Raw genomic sequence first — 14929 nt, forward strand, 5'->3', positions numbered from 1 at the left:
AACGCCCTGTCACTGCATCGAGGACGTGCTAAGATCGCGCCATGTCCCGACCCGATCTCAACCTGCTCGTCACGCTGGACGTGCTCATCGCCGAAGGCAGTGTCGCGAAAGCCGCGCGGCGGCTGAAGCTCAGCCCCTCGGCAACGAGCCGCGCGCTTGCAAGACTGCGCGAGGTGACCGGCGATCCACTTTTGGTGCGCGCCGGGCGCGGCCTGGTGCCGACGCCCCGCGCCATCGAGCTCGGCACGGATGTCGGCCGGCTGGTGAAGGAGGCGGAGGCTGTGCTGCGCCCCGCCGAACGCCTTGATCTGAAGCGGCTTACGCGCAGTTTCACGCTGCGCAACAGCGATGGTTTTGTGGAAAATTTCGGCCCTGCCCTTCTCGCGCGCGTCGCCGAGGAAGCGCCGGGCGTGCAGCTGCGCTTCGTGCCGAAGCCCGACAAGGACAGCGCGCCGATGCGCGAAGGCAGTGTCGATCTCGAGACCGGCGTTATCGGCGGCTCGACCGGCCCCGAGGTGCGGGCGCAGGCGCTGTTCCGCGACCGTTTCGTCGGCGGGGTGCGCAGCGGCCATCCGCTGTGCGACGGCAAGATCACCGCCGCCCGCTTCGCCGCCGGCCGGCATATATTGATCTCGCGCCGCGGGCTGGATCGCGGGCCTATCGACGACGCGCTGGAACTCGCCGGGCTGACGCGGACGATCGCCACCGTGGTCGGCGGCTTTGCGGAAGCGCTGGCGCTGGCGCGCGGCTCCGACCTCATCGCCACGGTGCCCGAGCGCTATACCGGCAAGCTGCGCGAAGGCCTGCTCACCTTCGCGCTGCCGGTGAAGCTCGCCGGGCTCACCATTTCGCTGCTATGGCACCCGCGCCTCGACGCCGACCCGGCGCATCGCTGGCTGCGGGGCCTGGTGAGGGAGGTCTGCGGAGGGCGGTGAGACAGCCGATCTCCTTGCGCGGCAACTGGCACGCAGGCCAGGCGAGGCGCGAAGGAACGCCGCGCCGACAGACCGAGATTTTGGCCCCAACAAAGTGTGGAGACAGGTTCCCTGGCGACGCCGGGACGGAGCGGGGGGACGCCCAACAAGAACCCCCGCTCCGTCGCTGCGCGAGCACCTCTGCCCGATCTGCCGGCCAGGACCTGCGCCGGGACACTTCGAGCAACCGATCGCCCACCCTCATCGGATGGCGAATTTTAGCATCCCTGCATGTGCGCATCATGAAGCGGTTCACAGAGCCGCAGCGTTCCTCTCCCCAGCCTTTGAGGGGCGACGAAACCGCTAGCGCGACGGGGAAGTCGCTGCCGTTTGCCCGCCAATTCTGCGTTGCCGAAATGCGCCCAAAAAAAGTCAGGTTGAGAACCGGACCCAAAACACCTCAACCAGTGAAAAACCAGCCTATTTCAAATCTGTAGGCGGCAACATTCGCGTCGCCTGCCGCAACGGCCGAAAAGCCCGGAAATCCGCCATTTCGGGGCCTGCCGTCGCGGCAACAACGGAAACGCCGCGGCGCGCTTTCGGCGCTGCACAACGGGAAAAAACGCTGTTCCGGAGGGCGCCGCCGCCGACGTTGACAGCCAGCCGGGCCAATGGCAATCCGCAGTGACTGGTCACGCCATGACCGTTGCTGTTGGGGACGGACGGGGTTTCAGCAGCTTGGCGGCGGCGCCGGACGGGCGGGCACTTGCGTAGTGTACCGCCCGCTCCTGGCCGGCAGCGGCGCGAGTTTCGCGTACGAGGCTTCGAAGCGTGCGCCAGACCGCTACTGACGAACCATTGCCAGCTTTTCAAGCGTCGGCTCGCTGTAGGTACGCCGATTGGCGCGCCGTGGCAAAGCCAATAGTTTCGACCGATCTCGGACCGCCGCAAAGGAGTGCCGCAGGGCCGCCTGGCTCGCCTCAGAAGGTAAAGCCGGACGACGGCGCGGCGGCGGTCGCGGCCGACAGCCTGCCGCGCTTTTGCAGCCGCGGCTTTTCGTAAGTCTTCTTCATCGTTCGTTCCTGGGCGGGTCAACGACCGGCGCAGGTGAACGCGATGCGGCCGCCCTGTCAAGCTTAGCCCGGGAATGCTTGCCCTGCTGGCTGTTGCTTAGGTCACCGCGGCGGGATCGGGGCCGACGACCCGGCAACGACGCTCGACAGCTTCTGGCGCTTCACCAGCACCGGTTTCTCATAGATCTTCTTCATGGATATGCCCCTTGCCCAATTTGCCGCCTCACGACGCAAGGGAAGTGCCGTTTTGTCAAAAAACGTTTTCGTGAGATGCGTGCAAAGCGAGCCGGCTGCAACCGAATACGGGCAGGCTGTGGTCAGCCGGCAACATCCGGCCCACTGAGGTTCGTCCCTAGCCCGCGTGCTGCAGCCAATGGCGGTCGAACACGTCGAGGATGGCGCGGTACTCGGACGGCGGGATTTGGTTGACGCCGCCGTCGCTGTCGGCACTGAGGAACTGGCCGAGTTGCCGGTCGACCGCTTCCGGGTGCTCCATGACGATGCCGAGGCTCGCGAGATCGGCGGCGATCGAGGTGCCGGGCGGCAGGTACCCGCCCCATTGCTCGGCGGCTGGCGCATCGCGCAGGCGCACCAGAAGGATTCTTGTCAGCGAGGGCTGCGCCTCCGGGCCGATGATGGCGGTGCCGACCATATAGCCGCCGAGCACGCTCACCGGCTGCGTCTGCGGGAACAGGCAAAGGAAGAACTGCGCTTCGCCGCCCACCTCCTTCAGATGCAGGTAGAGGCTGCGCTTTGCCGGCGTGACCGGCCCGCCGAGCTGCAACTGCCCGGTCGGCAATGTCTCGCGATATGTGGCGGTGAACGCATGCGCGCCGGGCCCCGCCTCGATCGACAGGCGGCCCCTGATGAGCTGGCCGCGATAGTAAGGCGACCAGGCGCGCGAATAGCAGGCATAGGTCCCGGCAAGCGCCAGTCCGGTGCCCTTGTCGTCATGCCCGGGCGAGGCCTCGGCCTGGGCGTGGGCGCGGCGTTCGAGCTCCGTCGCGTCGATGCCGTGCCGGGCCGCGATCGCGGCCGTGAAGCTCGGCAGATCGCTCTCGGCGATCCAGGCACCGGGCCGTTCGAGGCGCAGCACTTTCGCCCAGTCTTCGTAGACGCTGTGCTCGCGAGGCTGGGCGCGGCCTTGCAGCCATTTGTCGGCGCGGCCGATATCGAAAGCCGTCTTCGGATTGACCGCTCGGAACGCCGCCGCCAGATCCTTGCGGCTGGCGGTTCCCAGCACGACCGAAGTCAGTCGTAACTTCTGCGCGATGTTCAGTGCCATCCGGCTGCACCTGTTCCGTCCCGACAGAATCGGGATTGGCCTCTTGTTCGAGCGAAGATCATGCTTTCACGGCCGCCGCAAGCTCACTGGGCAGTGCAACCAGGAGCAAGCAAGCCGTCCCGCCGGCTCCGCAGCAGCGCCGCAGGACGATCCAGGCCAAGCCATCCGCCTGCACTGGACCTGCATTTCTAGCGCGCTCCGAAGGATCCGGGCTTCTGCCCGGATCGGCGAGGCAGAACAGAAGCGGCCGGACAAGGGCCGAACCAGACAGTCACCCGGCCAGCCTGAGGGCTGGGGCGTGGCGCCGCCGGCGGGGCCGGCGCCTGCCCGCGCGGATCGCAAAGCGGCGCGGTTCGCGCGGGCCTTCGGGCCGGTCAATTGAGGGGGAAAGTCGCCTCCCTCATCCAGCCGCCTGCAGCTCCTTCTTGCGGGCCGGCCGGCGGCGTGGCCGGCGTTGCGGCGCAAGCTTCAGCATCACCGGCGGCTCGCTCGACAGGGCGCCCGTCACGGCGCTGACCATGCCATGGGCGACGAAATCGGCGTTAAGCCCGGCGGCAAGTTCGGCCGCGGCCTTGGCGTCGCTGTTGCCGATTTCCGACCAGGACACGATGCCGACCCTGAGACGCGGTTTCAGCCGCTTCAGCCGCCGCACCATGAAGCGCGCGTGCTTGGTGGAGTCGCGGTTGAGGAAACCGATCACCACCGTATCGACGCCGCTCAGGTCGAGGCGGCGGATCCCGGCAGGTTCGAGGTCAATGAAACTCGCTCTCGACACTTCGGCGCCCTGCACCTCCAGCACCTGCGCCAGCATCGCGGCGGCGGCGTCGTCGAGCTCGCCCCGCCCGCCGGCGCAAAGCACGGAGAAGCCCACGCCATCCGGAAGATCGAACTCCTCGGATAGAAGCTCCTTGCCGTCGCCGGCCTTCCGATCGTTCGCCTTGCCTTCAGCAGCCTTGCCCGCGGTGATCTTGGCTGAGGCTGCCTTGCCCGGCGAGGCCTCGGCCGAGGCAGTGGCTGCCTGCTGGTCGTCTTCCTCGTCGGCTTCCGCCTCCTCCGCTTCCTCCTGGGCGCTGCCGTCCAGATTGGCGACCAGCGTCAGCGCGCTCGCCGCGACCTGTTTGCGCTGCTCGTCATCCATGACGCCGCGCATGCGGTCCTGCTCGCCAAGCAGCAGCGCCGGAATCGCCACCCGGTCGTAGAACTCGAACAGGTATTTTTCTTCGAGCATCTCCTCGGCGTGGTCGGTCGCCTCGTCTGGATCGGCGGCGAGCAGCCGCTGATAGAGACGCGCATGCGGCTCCAGCACCGGCTCGTTGCCGAACAGCACGTCGAGGAACTCGAACTGCGGCACGTGGCGGCCGAGGACCACGAGGCAGACGGTGAGCGGCGTCGACAGCACCAGGCCGATCGGCCCCCAGAGCCAGGTCCAGAAGATCGCCGCGACGATGATGGCGAGCGGCGAGAGGCCGGTGCGCGAGCCATAGAGCCATGGCTCGATGACGTTGCCGGTGATCAGCTCCATGGCGATGAACAGTGCCCCGGTCCACAGAAGCAGCGACCAGCCGGGCGCCACGGCCAGCGCCAGGAACAGCGGCAGCAGCGCGCCGATGATCGGGCCGATATAGGGAACGAAGCGCAAGGCGAGCGCCAGCAGGCCCCAAAGCAGCGCGTTGGGGATGCCCAGCACCCACAGGCCGATGGTGATCGGGATGGCGTAGATGACGTTCACCACCAGCTGCATCAACAGATACTGGCCGACCCGCTTGCCGGCATCCTGCAGCGCCTGGGTGGTGCGGTGGAGATCGCCATAGCCGACGAGACGGATGAAGCGGTCGCGCAGATCCTCCCGCTCCATCAGCATGAAGATGACGACGACGACCACAAGGCCGGCCGAGCCGAGCGGGCTGAGCAGCGGCTCGATGACCTTTTGCAACACTTCGAGCGGCCTTTCCTGCGCGACGATCTCGACCGGGATCGGATCGCGCTTCGGCGTCTGGGCGGCGGACGGCAGTTGCGGCTCCTGGCGCTCGAATTCCTGGCCGACGCGCTCGATCACGCCGCTCAAGCGCGAGATGATGCCGTTGCCCAGCCCGTTTTCCTTCAGCGCGCGGATCTTTGTCAGGATGTTGATCTGATAGACGGGGATGTTCTGGGCGAGGTCGCTGACCTGCGTGGCCACCACGAAGGAGAACAGCGCAAGCGCGGCAAAGGCGCCCAAAACGCTGGCAATCACGGCAGGCAGGCGCGGAATGCCGACGCGTTTCAACGCCGACACGAGCGGCGCGATGGCGAAAGTCAACAGCAGCGCGACTGCGATCGGCAAAAACACCTCGCGCCCGAAATAGAGCGCCGCAACCGACGCGACGACGGTTGCGACCGTCGGCAGCGCCGTGCGCGGATGGCTGCGCGAGGCAGCAAGCAGGCCCGCCAGCCCCGGTTCCGACTCGCGCGTGCCGTTCTGACGATTATCCGCCACCGTGAGTCTCCACCCTGCCCGCCATGATTGGCTTTCGCCGGCGTGCAACGCGCGGATCGGAGGATGGTTGCGAGGCGCGATCAGTTGGAGCGAGGACGAAGCGGCTGATGCAAATCTCCCCTTGCAGACAAGGGGAGATTTGAAGCGCTCGCCGCCGCACCTGAAGGTCCGTGCTCGGCTATTTTACCGGGATCATGAGATGCGCGTAGGGCGTGCCTGGCCACATCACGTAAGGCTTGGACGTGTCGGGCTTGGCATCGGTCGGATAGCCTTTCATCATGTCCATCGCGTTGACGATCATCACATGCGGCCCCGTCTCGATCCAATTGTTGCCTGCCTCGGGCTTCGTCGCATAAGGATCGGTATTGCTGCCGTCGGTGCCGCCGGACAGCATATACATGAAGCCGACCTTGCCTTTGGGCGGTTCCTTCTTTTCCAGCCAGGCCATCGCCCATTCCATCGAGTTGGCATCGCCGCACATCGGATCCGGACCGGGCGAGGCCGGATTGTCCGGCATGCACCAGAAGCCGGTCTTGCCCTCGCGCAGGGTGCGCATATTCCCCTTTTCATCCATGGCGTAGACCGCAGCGCCACTCGCCACTGCGGCGGGTGCGGCGGACTCGGCGCTTTTGATCAGCGCAGCATCGTCGGCAGCTGCGCCCTGCATCGCAATCAAACTGCCCGCTGCCAACAGCGCAGCGACCGTCAGAAGCCGTTTCATGGCCGTTCTCCGGTTCGAGTTGATGTCTTTGTGCATGATGTCGGACGTCACGGCGTCCCAGAGCCGTTCGTCGGTGCATTGATCCTACCAGATTACCTGCAGGCGGACAATTTGCCTTTAGCGTTCGCCAATGTCCTTCCATGCTCTCGAACGCTGGCGAAACCGGCGGCTGAGCTCCTTCGTCATCCTGGCCGAAACGAGGCGCGCAGACCCTGGCGTGCCGAAGCGTCGGCTGCCGCCGGCGTTGCTGCCGCCTCCCTTTATGTTGCACTGCGTTAGATTTGTTGCATTGCGGTATGAGCCCATAGGCGCGAGGCTTTCCCCAAGGCGGGATACGAACGACCGTTGCGAGGTTCGCCTTCGTGTCAGCACCATCGCCGGACTTCCGGCCCGACATTGAGGGGTTGCGGGCGCTCGCCGTGGCGGGCGTTGTCGCTTTCCACTTCGGCCTCACCGCCCTGCCCGGCGGCTTTGCCGGCGTGGACATCTTTTTCGTCATCTCCGGCTACCTCATCACCCGCCATCTGGTCAGCGAGATTTCGCTCACCGGCCGGCTCGACCTCCTTCGTTTTTATGCCCGACGCGCGCGGCGGCTGCTGCCGGTGGCGCTGTTCGTCATCGCCACTACGCTTGCCGTCGGCACGCTGATCCTGTCGCCGGAGGAGCAGGCGCTCTATTCCAAGGGCGCGATGTTCGCGTCCGCCTACATGATCAATCTGTGGCTGATCCGCTGGTCGTTCGACTATTTCGCCAACGACGCCGCCAACAACCCCTTCATCCATTACTGGTCGCTGTCGGTGGAGGAGCAGTTTTACCTCGCCTGGCCGGCGCTGCTGATGCTGGCGGCCTGGCTGAAGCCCGGCAAGCGGACGATCATGCTTGCGATCGGCATTGCCGGCCTGGTCTCCTTCGCGGTCTGCGCCTGGCTGACCCCCATTTCGCAGCCCTGGGCCTTCTACTTCTCGCCGCTGCGGGCCTGGGAATTCGCCGCCGGCGGGCTGGCTTCGATGGCACCGGCATGGCTGCTCCAGAACCGCCCGCGGCTCGGGACGGCGTTCAGCCTCTGCGGGCTGGTCCTCATCGCCTTCGCTTACCTCACCTTCAGCGAGGAGGCTCCCTTCCCCGGTTTCCTGGCGCTCGTGCCCGTGGCCGGTACTGTCCTTCTCTTGCTGGCGGGCGCGGCCGGCGTCAGGGACGGCATTCTTGCACGCAATTTCGAACGGAAAACCGCGGGGCTCTTTTCCTCGAATTGCGTAAATGCCGCCCTGGCGCTGCCGCCCTTGCAGTGGATCGGAAAGGTTTCCTACTCTCTCTATCTCTGGCACTGGCCGGTGATCGTCTATGCCGGCATGCTGGTCGAGGAGCTGACTTTTCCGCAACGCCTCGCCTGCCTCGGGCTGACGTTGGCGCTCTCTGCGCTGAGCTATCATTTCATCGAGAATCCAATCCGCCGCAATGGCTGGCTTATGGCCAATGCGGCGCGGGCGCTGGTGCCGGCCCTCCTCCTGACCGGCACCGGCGTCGCAGCCGCCTACGGCAACGCAGCGCTTGCCGTGCGCGCCGAGGACCCCGAGCAGCGCGCGATCGCGGCAAGTGCGGCCGAGCCGGCCACCGCGCGCGCCAAGGCCTGCGTCGAGGGCTACGACACGGTGACGCCGAAACCCTGCGTGTTCGGCAATGGCCAACGCGTGATCGCGCTGTTCGGCGATTCCCACGCCGATCACTGGTCGACGCCGCTGATCGAAGCGGGAAAGAAGAACGGCTACCGCGTCGAGACCTGGCTGAAGAGCTCGTGCCGGCCCTCACGGTTTTCCTACTTTGTCACCAAGCTCAACCGCGACTACCGCGAATGCGACCAATGGCGCGAACAGGCGATCAAGGAGATCATCGCGGCCAGGCCTTCGCTGGTGGTGATCTCCGAACTGGCGCTGACCTCCTCGCGCAAGATGGCGGCGGGCAAGGGCGAGCCGGACACGCCGGACGCCGTATGGCGGGCCGGCCTGCGCTCGACACTGACCAGCTTGAGCAAGGCTGGGCTGAAGATCGCCTTCATCCGCGACGTGCCCTTCAACGACGAGAACATCGACACCTGCGTGTCGCGCGCGCTGTGGCGCGACAAGGCGCCCTCGCTCTGCGACCAGAGCCGCGCCTATGCCGCCAACGACCAGATGGCGGCGGTCGAGCGCGAGATCGTCACCAGCGTGCCCAATGCCACTTACGTCGACCTCACCGACCGCTTCTGCAACGCCACAACCTGCCATGTCTTCATCGACGGCCAGCTCGCCTTCCGCGACCAGCACCATCTGGCGACTCCATTCGCGGAATCGCTGGAACCGGAAGTGGAAAGACGCGTGATCTCGAAGGTCGGGAGGTAGCCAGGACGATGGAGCGCTTGATCCCCCCTTGCGGGGGAGGTCAGCAGCTTCGGCGCGGCACCCTCACTCCGCCACAACCACAAAATGCTTGGTCACCGGCTCGAGGATCTTCCAAGTACCCTTGAAATCGGCTTCGACCACGAAGGTGTCGCCGGGGCCGACCTCGACCGGCTCGCCGCCATCGGGCGTGATGAGGATGCGGCCGGCGATCATGTGGACGAATTCATAGTCGGTGTAGGTGGCGTGGTAGGTGCCGGGCGAAGCGCGCCAGGTGCCGGACATCACCTTGCCGTCCTCGCTGGTGTGCTGGACGGCGGTCTGCATGGTCGGCGACCCCTCGACCGCGATCCAGCCCGGCAGATCGCCGCCATCGCCATGCTCGACGGGGCCGAATTTCAGGATGGTGGGCTTGGTCATGGCAGGCTCCTGCGGTTGGGATTGGCTGGACGTGGCAATAGACGACGACGCCGAGCGCGCACGCGCTGCACGGCGACAGCAGGTGGCGATATGGCGACTCCGAAGATCGAAAACAGCGGGGCGAACAAAAGCGTGACCTTCCCCGCAAGGGCGAAGATCGTCAGCTTCGGCGCCGCTTCGCTCCTTGCTGGGCCCAGGATCGCCGCCCAACTTTCTCGGAACACCACCCGTCCCGAAACCGTTTGTGCCTGGAAGGGGCAACCATCGACCTCAAGGAGGCAGCGATGAAAAAGCTTCTGCTTGCTTCGATGATCGCCATCGCCTCGGCGTTTGCGATCGCGCCGGCGAGTGCCGGTAGCGTTCAGTTCGGCATCGGCGTCGGCCCCAGCTACGGCGATTACTATGGTGACTACTATGGCGGGTATTACCCTCACCGCTATTACCGACACGTCTACGATGACGACTACTACACTCCCTATCGCGAGCGTTATGTGGTGCGCTATCATAACCGGTATTATCGCGATCATTGCCGGATCAAGATCGTGAAGCACTGGCGCCATGGCCACCGCGTCATCGAAAAGATCCGCATCTGCCGGCGCTGACCCACCAGCGAGCGGACATCTCCCCTCGCCGAGGGGAGATGTCCGGCTGCGGCTGCGCCGCCTTGCAAATTCCCGCCAAAATGCCATCTAGAAGCCGGTATTTATAGGGAAAGCAAAAAGTGACGCAGCGAAGCGGCAGCGCCGACCTGCCGCTGCATGGCGGGCGGGTCCCGAAATGGCTGGGCGATCGCATGACGAGGCTCGGCGCAGTGCTGTGCGAAGCCATCATCTATCATTACGGCCGCGACGAGCTTTTGCGGCGCCTCGCCCATCCCTTCTGGTTCCAGTCCTTCGGCGCCGTGATGGGCATGGACTGGCATTCTTCCGGCATCACCACTTCCGTCATCGGCGCGCTGAAGCGCGGGCTGAACCCACTCGGCAACGAGCTCGGCATCCATGTCTGCGGCGGGCGCGGCGCGCATTCGCGCAAGACGCCGGGCGAGCTGATGGCGATCGGCGAGCGCGTCGGCCTCGACGGCGACGCGCTCGCCACCGCCAGCCGGTTGGTCGCCAAGGTGGACAGCGCCGCCGTGCAGGACGGTTTTGACCTCTATTTGCACGGCTTCATCGTCAGCGATGACGGACGCTGGGTGGTGGTGCAGCAGGGCATGAACGGCGACGCCCGCCAGGCGCGCCGCTACCACTGGCTGTCGGAGGGGCTGGAAAGCTTCGTCGACCAGCCGCATGCGGCGATCGAGGGCGAACGCCAAGGCGAGATCGTCAATCTCACCGACCACCGCGCGGAGAAAGCGCGTGGTGGGCAGATCGCGCTTCTGAAGACCATGAGCCCGGAAAAGATCCTGAGCGAGCTTGCCGTGCTGGAGCCGCCAGCCGAAGCGCCCGAGCCGGCCGCGCAGCCGCTGTTGCCCAACCTCGTCATGCCCGCGCATCACGACGTGCGCGATAGCGACATCGTCATGCGCCGCCTGCACGGCAACATTGCCGCCGCGATCGAGAGCGGCCCGAAGGATTTTCCCGAACTGCTGCTGGTGCCCGGCGTCGGCCCGCGCACGGTGCGCGCGCTCGCCATGGTCTCCGAGGTGGTGCACGGCGCGCCCTGCCGCTTCTCCGACCCGGCGCGCTTCTCGCTCGCCCACGGCGGCAAGGACCGCCACCCCTTCCCCGTGCCGCTGAAGGTCTATGACGAGACGATCTCGGTGCTGAAATCGGCGGTGAGCAAGGCCAGGCTCGGCCGCGAGGAAGAGCTGCACGCACTCAAGCGGCTGGATGGTGAGTCACGCCGCATGGAGCGCTATGTAACGGGGCCGAGCCTGAAGGAGATTGTCGCGGGCGAGATGGACCAGTCGCATTTGCTGGGGGGACGGAGCGTGTTTGGGTGGGAACCACCACCTGATAGCGACCCGAAGCCGCTGAAGAAAGGCGCTTGAGACACGGCTGAAACGGCGTCACGCAAAGCGCGCAGATAACCGCATCGATCGGCGCTGCCCCTCATTGCCCTGCCGGGCATTTCTCCCCGTATAGTGACGGGGAGAAAGATGCTGTCACCGCCGCTTTCGCCAACCGCCAACGTCGCGGAATAGCTGCCAGCGTCGCGGCCATCCCTTCTCCCCGCCACTATACGGGGAGAAGGTGCCGGCAGGCGGATGAGGGGCAGCGCCGAGGCCAGAAGTTTTTGCGCGGTCGTCTTTCAATACGCTCTTCGGCAGTGGATCGTCGGAATAAATAACAATGTGAACTTGTCCTTCGGCACGTCGTTTAATCAATGCTGGGATTGGGAGAGCGCCGCAGCCGCCTCCTTGCTTCCACCTTCAGCGGCCAGTTTTAGCCACTTTAAACTCTCGCTGGCGTCGGCTCTCCCCCCGTCCGTCCCGGCGCCGTAGGCCTTTGCAACCATAAGCTGGTATGGCGCCGCTGGATCGGCGCCTTCCTCGACAACCAGCGGGCCCCACGAGCCAAGCCGACGGAACCAGTACGTCGCGTCGGCATCACTCTTGTGAACTCCGCCCCATCCGTAGGCGTAGATTGACCCGACGAGCATCTGGGCAGTTCCGTCCCCGAGCTGCGCCAGCGGTTTCAGGCTCGCCAAAGCAGCGGCGCCATCCTCCCGTTTCAGCGCTTGTACGCCGCTATTCATTTGGCTGTTTCGCAGCAGCAGCAACCCCGCGCCAATTGCCGCCACTACGACCAAGCCCATCAGGAAACCGAGCAATCAACCTGGTCATGGAGCTTGCCTCATCTCCTCCTCTCGCCGCGAATAGCCCAAAGCCCCCACCCCTGGCAAAAGTCGGCGTGTCCTGCCGCTCGCCAAACGGCTTGATGCGGAACAGATCGTATTCGAACAGCCTGATCCGGTATTTGCCTTGCTCATGGGTCAACTTCTGCGCTTCGAGGCTAAAGCGATAGATCGCGGTTTCGACGGTGAATTCGACCTCGACGGTCTTTTCCGGTTCTCAGGGTTTCTTCATTGGGCGCTCACGAGTGGAGCGACTTGGTCGCGGCCGACCGGCTGCTCCATCTTCAATCCGGCGCAGATAACGGTCATCGCCAGCTCGATTTCAGGTGCCCCCAGGCCGCCTTAAGCACAAACAGCAGTGTCATCAACATTGCGGTGTTGAGAACAGGATGGCGTTAAACACTGTCGCAATTACTGCAGCGACGGCCGATCATGAACATCATTGAACCGGAAACAAGTCTAATGAAACGCATTCAGTCACTCCAGTTGCATAGTCAGATAAGCAGCTTTCGATCCGGCGCAAGTTTGGCACATCGCTTTCCCCTCACCCCGCCTTCCGCCCCATCATCCCGTAATGCACCGCCAACAAATCCAGCCCGACCTTCAGCAGCTTGACCACCACATCGCGGCCGTCGCCGGTGCGTTCGGCGATGGCCTTCACCGACTGGCCTTCGAGGCAGGTTTTGCGCACCACCTCCGCCACCTCCCAGTGGGCGAGCGCGGCCACGGCGTGGGCGTGGGCGCGGCCGGCTGAGAGCACGCGGTCGGGCACGCCGCCGCCGACGCGGCCGCCGTCGACGCGCTCGCTCCAGGATTGCGGCTGCAGGCCCTCGCGGGCGGAGCGCTCGAACTCATCGCGAAAACGCTGGCCGGCCTCGCGCTGCTGGCGGCTGAGAGAGGTGATGCCGACCAGCGGATCGACATTGCGCAGGCGCACGATGCCGCCGGTCGAGGTGTAGCCGCCGTTCGACACCTCGTAGACACGGCGCGCCTCGGCCGTGCCGGGGGTGAGGCGCTGGCGGCCGAAGGCGTCGGGCTTCAGCGCGAAGTCATGGCCGATCTCGCGGCGGATGCGCACCTGTTCGGCCTCGCCTTTGGGGAGTTTCGGGGGTTGCGGTTTCTTGGCGGCTTTGCGGGGCATGGGCGGTGTCCTTTGTGGTGGGTGGTGTGAGTGACCAACGGGAGAGGCTGCGGTCCTTCGCGCCCCCCTCTGCCCTGCCGCGCATCTCCCCCACTTGGGGGGAGATTGGCAGCTTGGGCGCCCCGGCTCAGACCTGCGAGGGTGGAGGTTGGCGAAAGCGGTGGCGAAGTCTGATCTCCCCCCTTGTGGGGGAGATGTCCGGCAGGACAGAGGGGGGCGCTGTCCTGCCGGGCGTGTCGATCATAGTCGGCGGCGTTCCTCCGCTCCGTCGCGGCTGCGCCGCGCCACCTCTCCCCCGTATTGCGGGGGCGAGGAACTCGCGCCAAGCAAAGCACTCCGCTTCGCCAACAGCTCCCGCATCAGCCGCCGTTCCCGCACCTCGATCGAAAGCTGGGCGCTGGACGGGCAGAACTGGGCGTTGTCGACCTTCGCCTCGCCGCGGATGAAGCGCTGGATCGCGGCTTGCACATCGGCAAGCTCGGCATCCTGCACGGCTGCGAGATAGCCGCGCAGCTGCATCTCGGCATCAGCGAGCGCGGATTGCGGGAAGCAACTGAACATCGCGGCCAGAGCTTTCGCCGCCTGCTGCAATTCGGCTGCGGTCATTGATCTCCTCGATGATGGCGTTGGCGGCATCGACATGGGTCTTGCGGCGATGCCAGTTCTGTCCGGCTGAACGGCCCGAAAATGATTTCTCGTTCTTTTGCCGCGGAGCGGCAGCCCGGGAAGAAAACGCCAGGGCGTTTTCTCCCGATGGATCTATGGCTATTGGATACTTGGATTCTGGATTCTTGGCTTCTGGACTCTGGGGCTTATCCTGCCCCTTATCCCCTGACTTAACCCGCCGCTTATCCAAGCGCGAAAACGCCCTTTCTTTCGAAAGGCTTGGGTTGCCGCCCTTGAGGCCGTTGCGGCGCACCACGCGCGCCTTACGCGCATCCGCGATCATGCGCCGGGAGTAGATGCGGCCATGCCGGTCTCGCGAGAAGACGCGGTTCTGCTCGAGCTCGGCAAGCAGGCGTCCCAGCTCCATTTCTGTGCAGCCGGCAAGGCGCGCGAGCGCCGCCTCCTCCAGCCCCTTGCCTGCCATGGCGACATAGCCAACCGGCTCGTGCGCGGCGGCAATGCAGAGCATCCGCATCCACAGGCCTTGGGCCGCCAGCGAGCAGAGGCGCAGGTTCGGATCGGACTCCCAATCCGACCAGAAAAACTTCGACCAGGTCGTACCGCTCATGGGATTGCCTGTTGAGAGGCCGGGCAGCGGCAGGTAGCTAATCTCCCCCCTTGCGGGGGAGATGGCCGGCAGGCCAGAGGGGGGTGCTGTCCCGCCACCCTATCCGCTCTGCTTGTCCTCCACTTTGCCGATTGTACTGCTGTCGTACCTTGAAAGGATTGGCGAGGCTGGCGTTCCTTCACACCCCCCTCTGTCCTGCCGGACATCTCCCCCGCAAGGGGGGAGATTGAGCACTCCGCCGCCGGCGCCTTCATTGTTGCCACTCTCACATCCCCCTCCCGCGATGGCCGTGAAACCGCGCATGATGATGCGCGCAGTAGGAGCGCGTGGCCGACGTCGGCAGGCCGCAGCAGAGCATGTCGGGACCAGGCCGCGCGCCGACAGGATCCTCGTCCGCCTCCTCGCGCAGCGCGAGATCGATCGGCGCGCGGCAGCGCTTGAACAGGCAATCGAGGAAGCGCATCGCCGCGACATGCGGCTGGCGGCCGGGGTTTACC

General features: G+C 65.4%; 14 protein-coding genes and 1 pseudogene. 4 read left to right on the top strand and 11 right to left on the bottom strand.

The genetic code is table 11. The annotated features are described in order from the left end of the window. Nucleotides 1-41: 41 nt before the first annotated feature. Entirely contained in the window at nt 42-935 is an 894-nt protein-coding gene (locus A9K71_RS19605) for a LysR family transcriptional regulator (RefSeq protein WP_066999477.1), read from the top strand. A gap of 959 nt (nt 936-1894) precedes the next feature. Here the strand turns inward: A9K71_RS19605 and A9K71_RS30660 are convergent. From A9K71_RS30660 to A9K71_RS19625, 5 genes are all read right to left on the bottom strand, one after another. Then, entirely contained in the window at nt 1895-1987 is a 93-nt protein-coding gene (locus A9K71_RS30660) for a hypothetical protein (protein ID WP_082953785.1), read from the bottom strand. A 102-nt stretch (nt 1988-2089) separates the two neighbouring features. Next, entirely contained in the window at nt 2090-2182 is a 93-nt protein-coding gene (locus A9K71_RS30665) for a hypothetical protein (RefSeq protein ID WP_082980611.1), read from the bottom strand. Nucleotides 2183-2339: 157 nt separating this feature from the next. Beyond that, entirely contained in the window at nt 2340-3272 is a 933-nt protein-coding gene (locus A9K71_RS19610) for a hypothetical protein (protein WP_066999480.1), read from the bottom strand. Nucleotides 3273-3672: 400 nt separating this feature from the next. Beyond that, nucleotides 3673-5748 (bottom strand): AI-2E family transporter, encoded by a 2076-nt coding sequence (locus tag A9K71_RS19620; protein WP_066999485.1) that lies wholly within the window; start codon nt 5746-5748, stop codon nt 3673-3675. Nucleotides 5749-5926: 178 nt separating this feature from the next. Further along, a complete protein-coding gene (locus A9K71_RS19625) occupies nt 5927-6469 on the bottom strand; it encodes a hypothetical protein (RefSeq protein ID WP_066999535.1) in 543 nt (180 codons plus the stop codon). Between the two features lie 362 nt (nt 6470-6831). Here A9K71_RS19625 and A9K71_RS19630 point away from each other — a divergent pair, with 362 nt between their 5' ends. Next, complete coding sequence (locus A9K71_RS19630) at nt 6832-8844, top strand: acyltransferase family protein (protein ID WP_066999490.1); 2013 nt, start codon at nt 6832-6834, stop codon at nt 8842-8844. 63 nt (nt 8845-8907) lie between these two features. Here the strand turns inward: A9K71_RS19630 and A9K71_RS19635 are convergent, their stop codons facing one another. Further along, nucleotides 8908-9261, bottom strand: a complete 354-nt coding sequence (locus A9K71_RS19635) for a cupin domain-containing protein (protein WP_066999493.1) — start codon at nt 9259-9261, stop codon at nt 8908-8910. A 284-nt stretch (nt 9262-9545) separates the two neighbouring features. Between A9K71_RS19635 and A9K71_RS19640 the strand changes: the two genes are divergently transcribed. Together A9K71_RS19640 and A9K71_RS19645 are read left to right on the top strand one after the other, a co-directional pair. After that, nucleotides 9546-9863 (top strand): hypothetical protein, encoded by a 318-nt coding sequence (locus A9K71_RS19640; RefSeq protein ID WP_066999538.1) that lies wholly within the window; start codon nt 9546-9548, stop codon nt 9861-9863. A 119-nt stretch (nt 9864-9982) separates the two neighbouring features. Beyond that, the gene (locus tag A9K71_RS19645; RefSeq protein ID WP_066999497.1) at nt 9983-11251 is read left to right on the top strand and encodes a DUF763 domain-containing protein; all 1269 of its coding nucleotides are present in this window, start codon (nt 9983-9985) and stop codon (nt 11249-11251) included. A 332-nt stretch (nt 11252-11583) separates the two neighbouring features. Here the strand turns inward: A9K71_RS19645 and A9K71_RS19650 are convergent, their stop codons facing one another. The 5 genes and pseudogenes from A9K71_RS19650 to A9K71_RS32140 all read right to left on the bottom strand — a co-directional run. Then, nucleotides 11584-12033 carry a sel1 repeat family protein gene (locus A9K71_RS19650; RefSeq protein WP_156752722.1) on the bottom strand — a complete coding sequence of 150 codons (450 nt, stop codon included), beginning with the start codon at nt 12031-12033 and terminating at the stop codon, nt 11584-11586. 568 nt (nt 12034-12601) lie between these two features. Further along, nucleotides 12602-13198 (bottom strand): DUF6456 domain-containing protein, encoded by a 597-nt coding sequence (locus tag A9K71_RS19660; protein ID WP_066999507.1) that lies wholly within the window; start codon nt 13196-13198, stop codon nt 12602-12604. Nucleotides 13199-13438: 240 nt separating this feature from the next. Further along, a complete protein-coding gene (locus tag A9K71_RS19665; protein ID WP_141245497.1) occupies nt 13439-13804 on the bottom strand; it encodes a hypothetical protein in 366 nt (121 codons plus the stop codon). Next, nucleotides 13725-14432 (bottom strand): hypothetical protein, encoded by a 708-nt coding sequence (locus tag A9K71_RS19670; RefSeq protein WP_066999513.1) that lies wholly within the window; start codon nt 14430-14432, stop codon nt 13725-13727. Before A9K71_RS19670 ends, A9K71_RS19665 begins: the two co-directional genes overlap by 80 nt. 265 nt (nt 14433-14697) lie before the next feature. Further along, a pseudogene (locus A9K71_RS32140) lies at nt 14698-14929 on the bottom strand (GcrA cell cycle regulator); the annotation flags it as partial.

This window comes from Mesorhizobium sp. WSM3873, from assembly GCF_001672445.1.
In the GTDB taxonomy this organism is placed as follows: domain Bacteria; phylum Pseudomonadota; class Alphaproteobacteria; order Rhizobiales; family Rhizobiaceae; genus Mesorhizobium.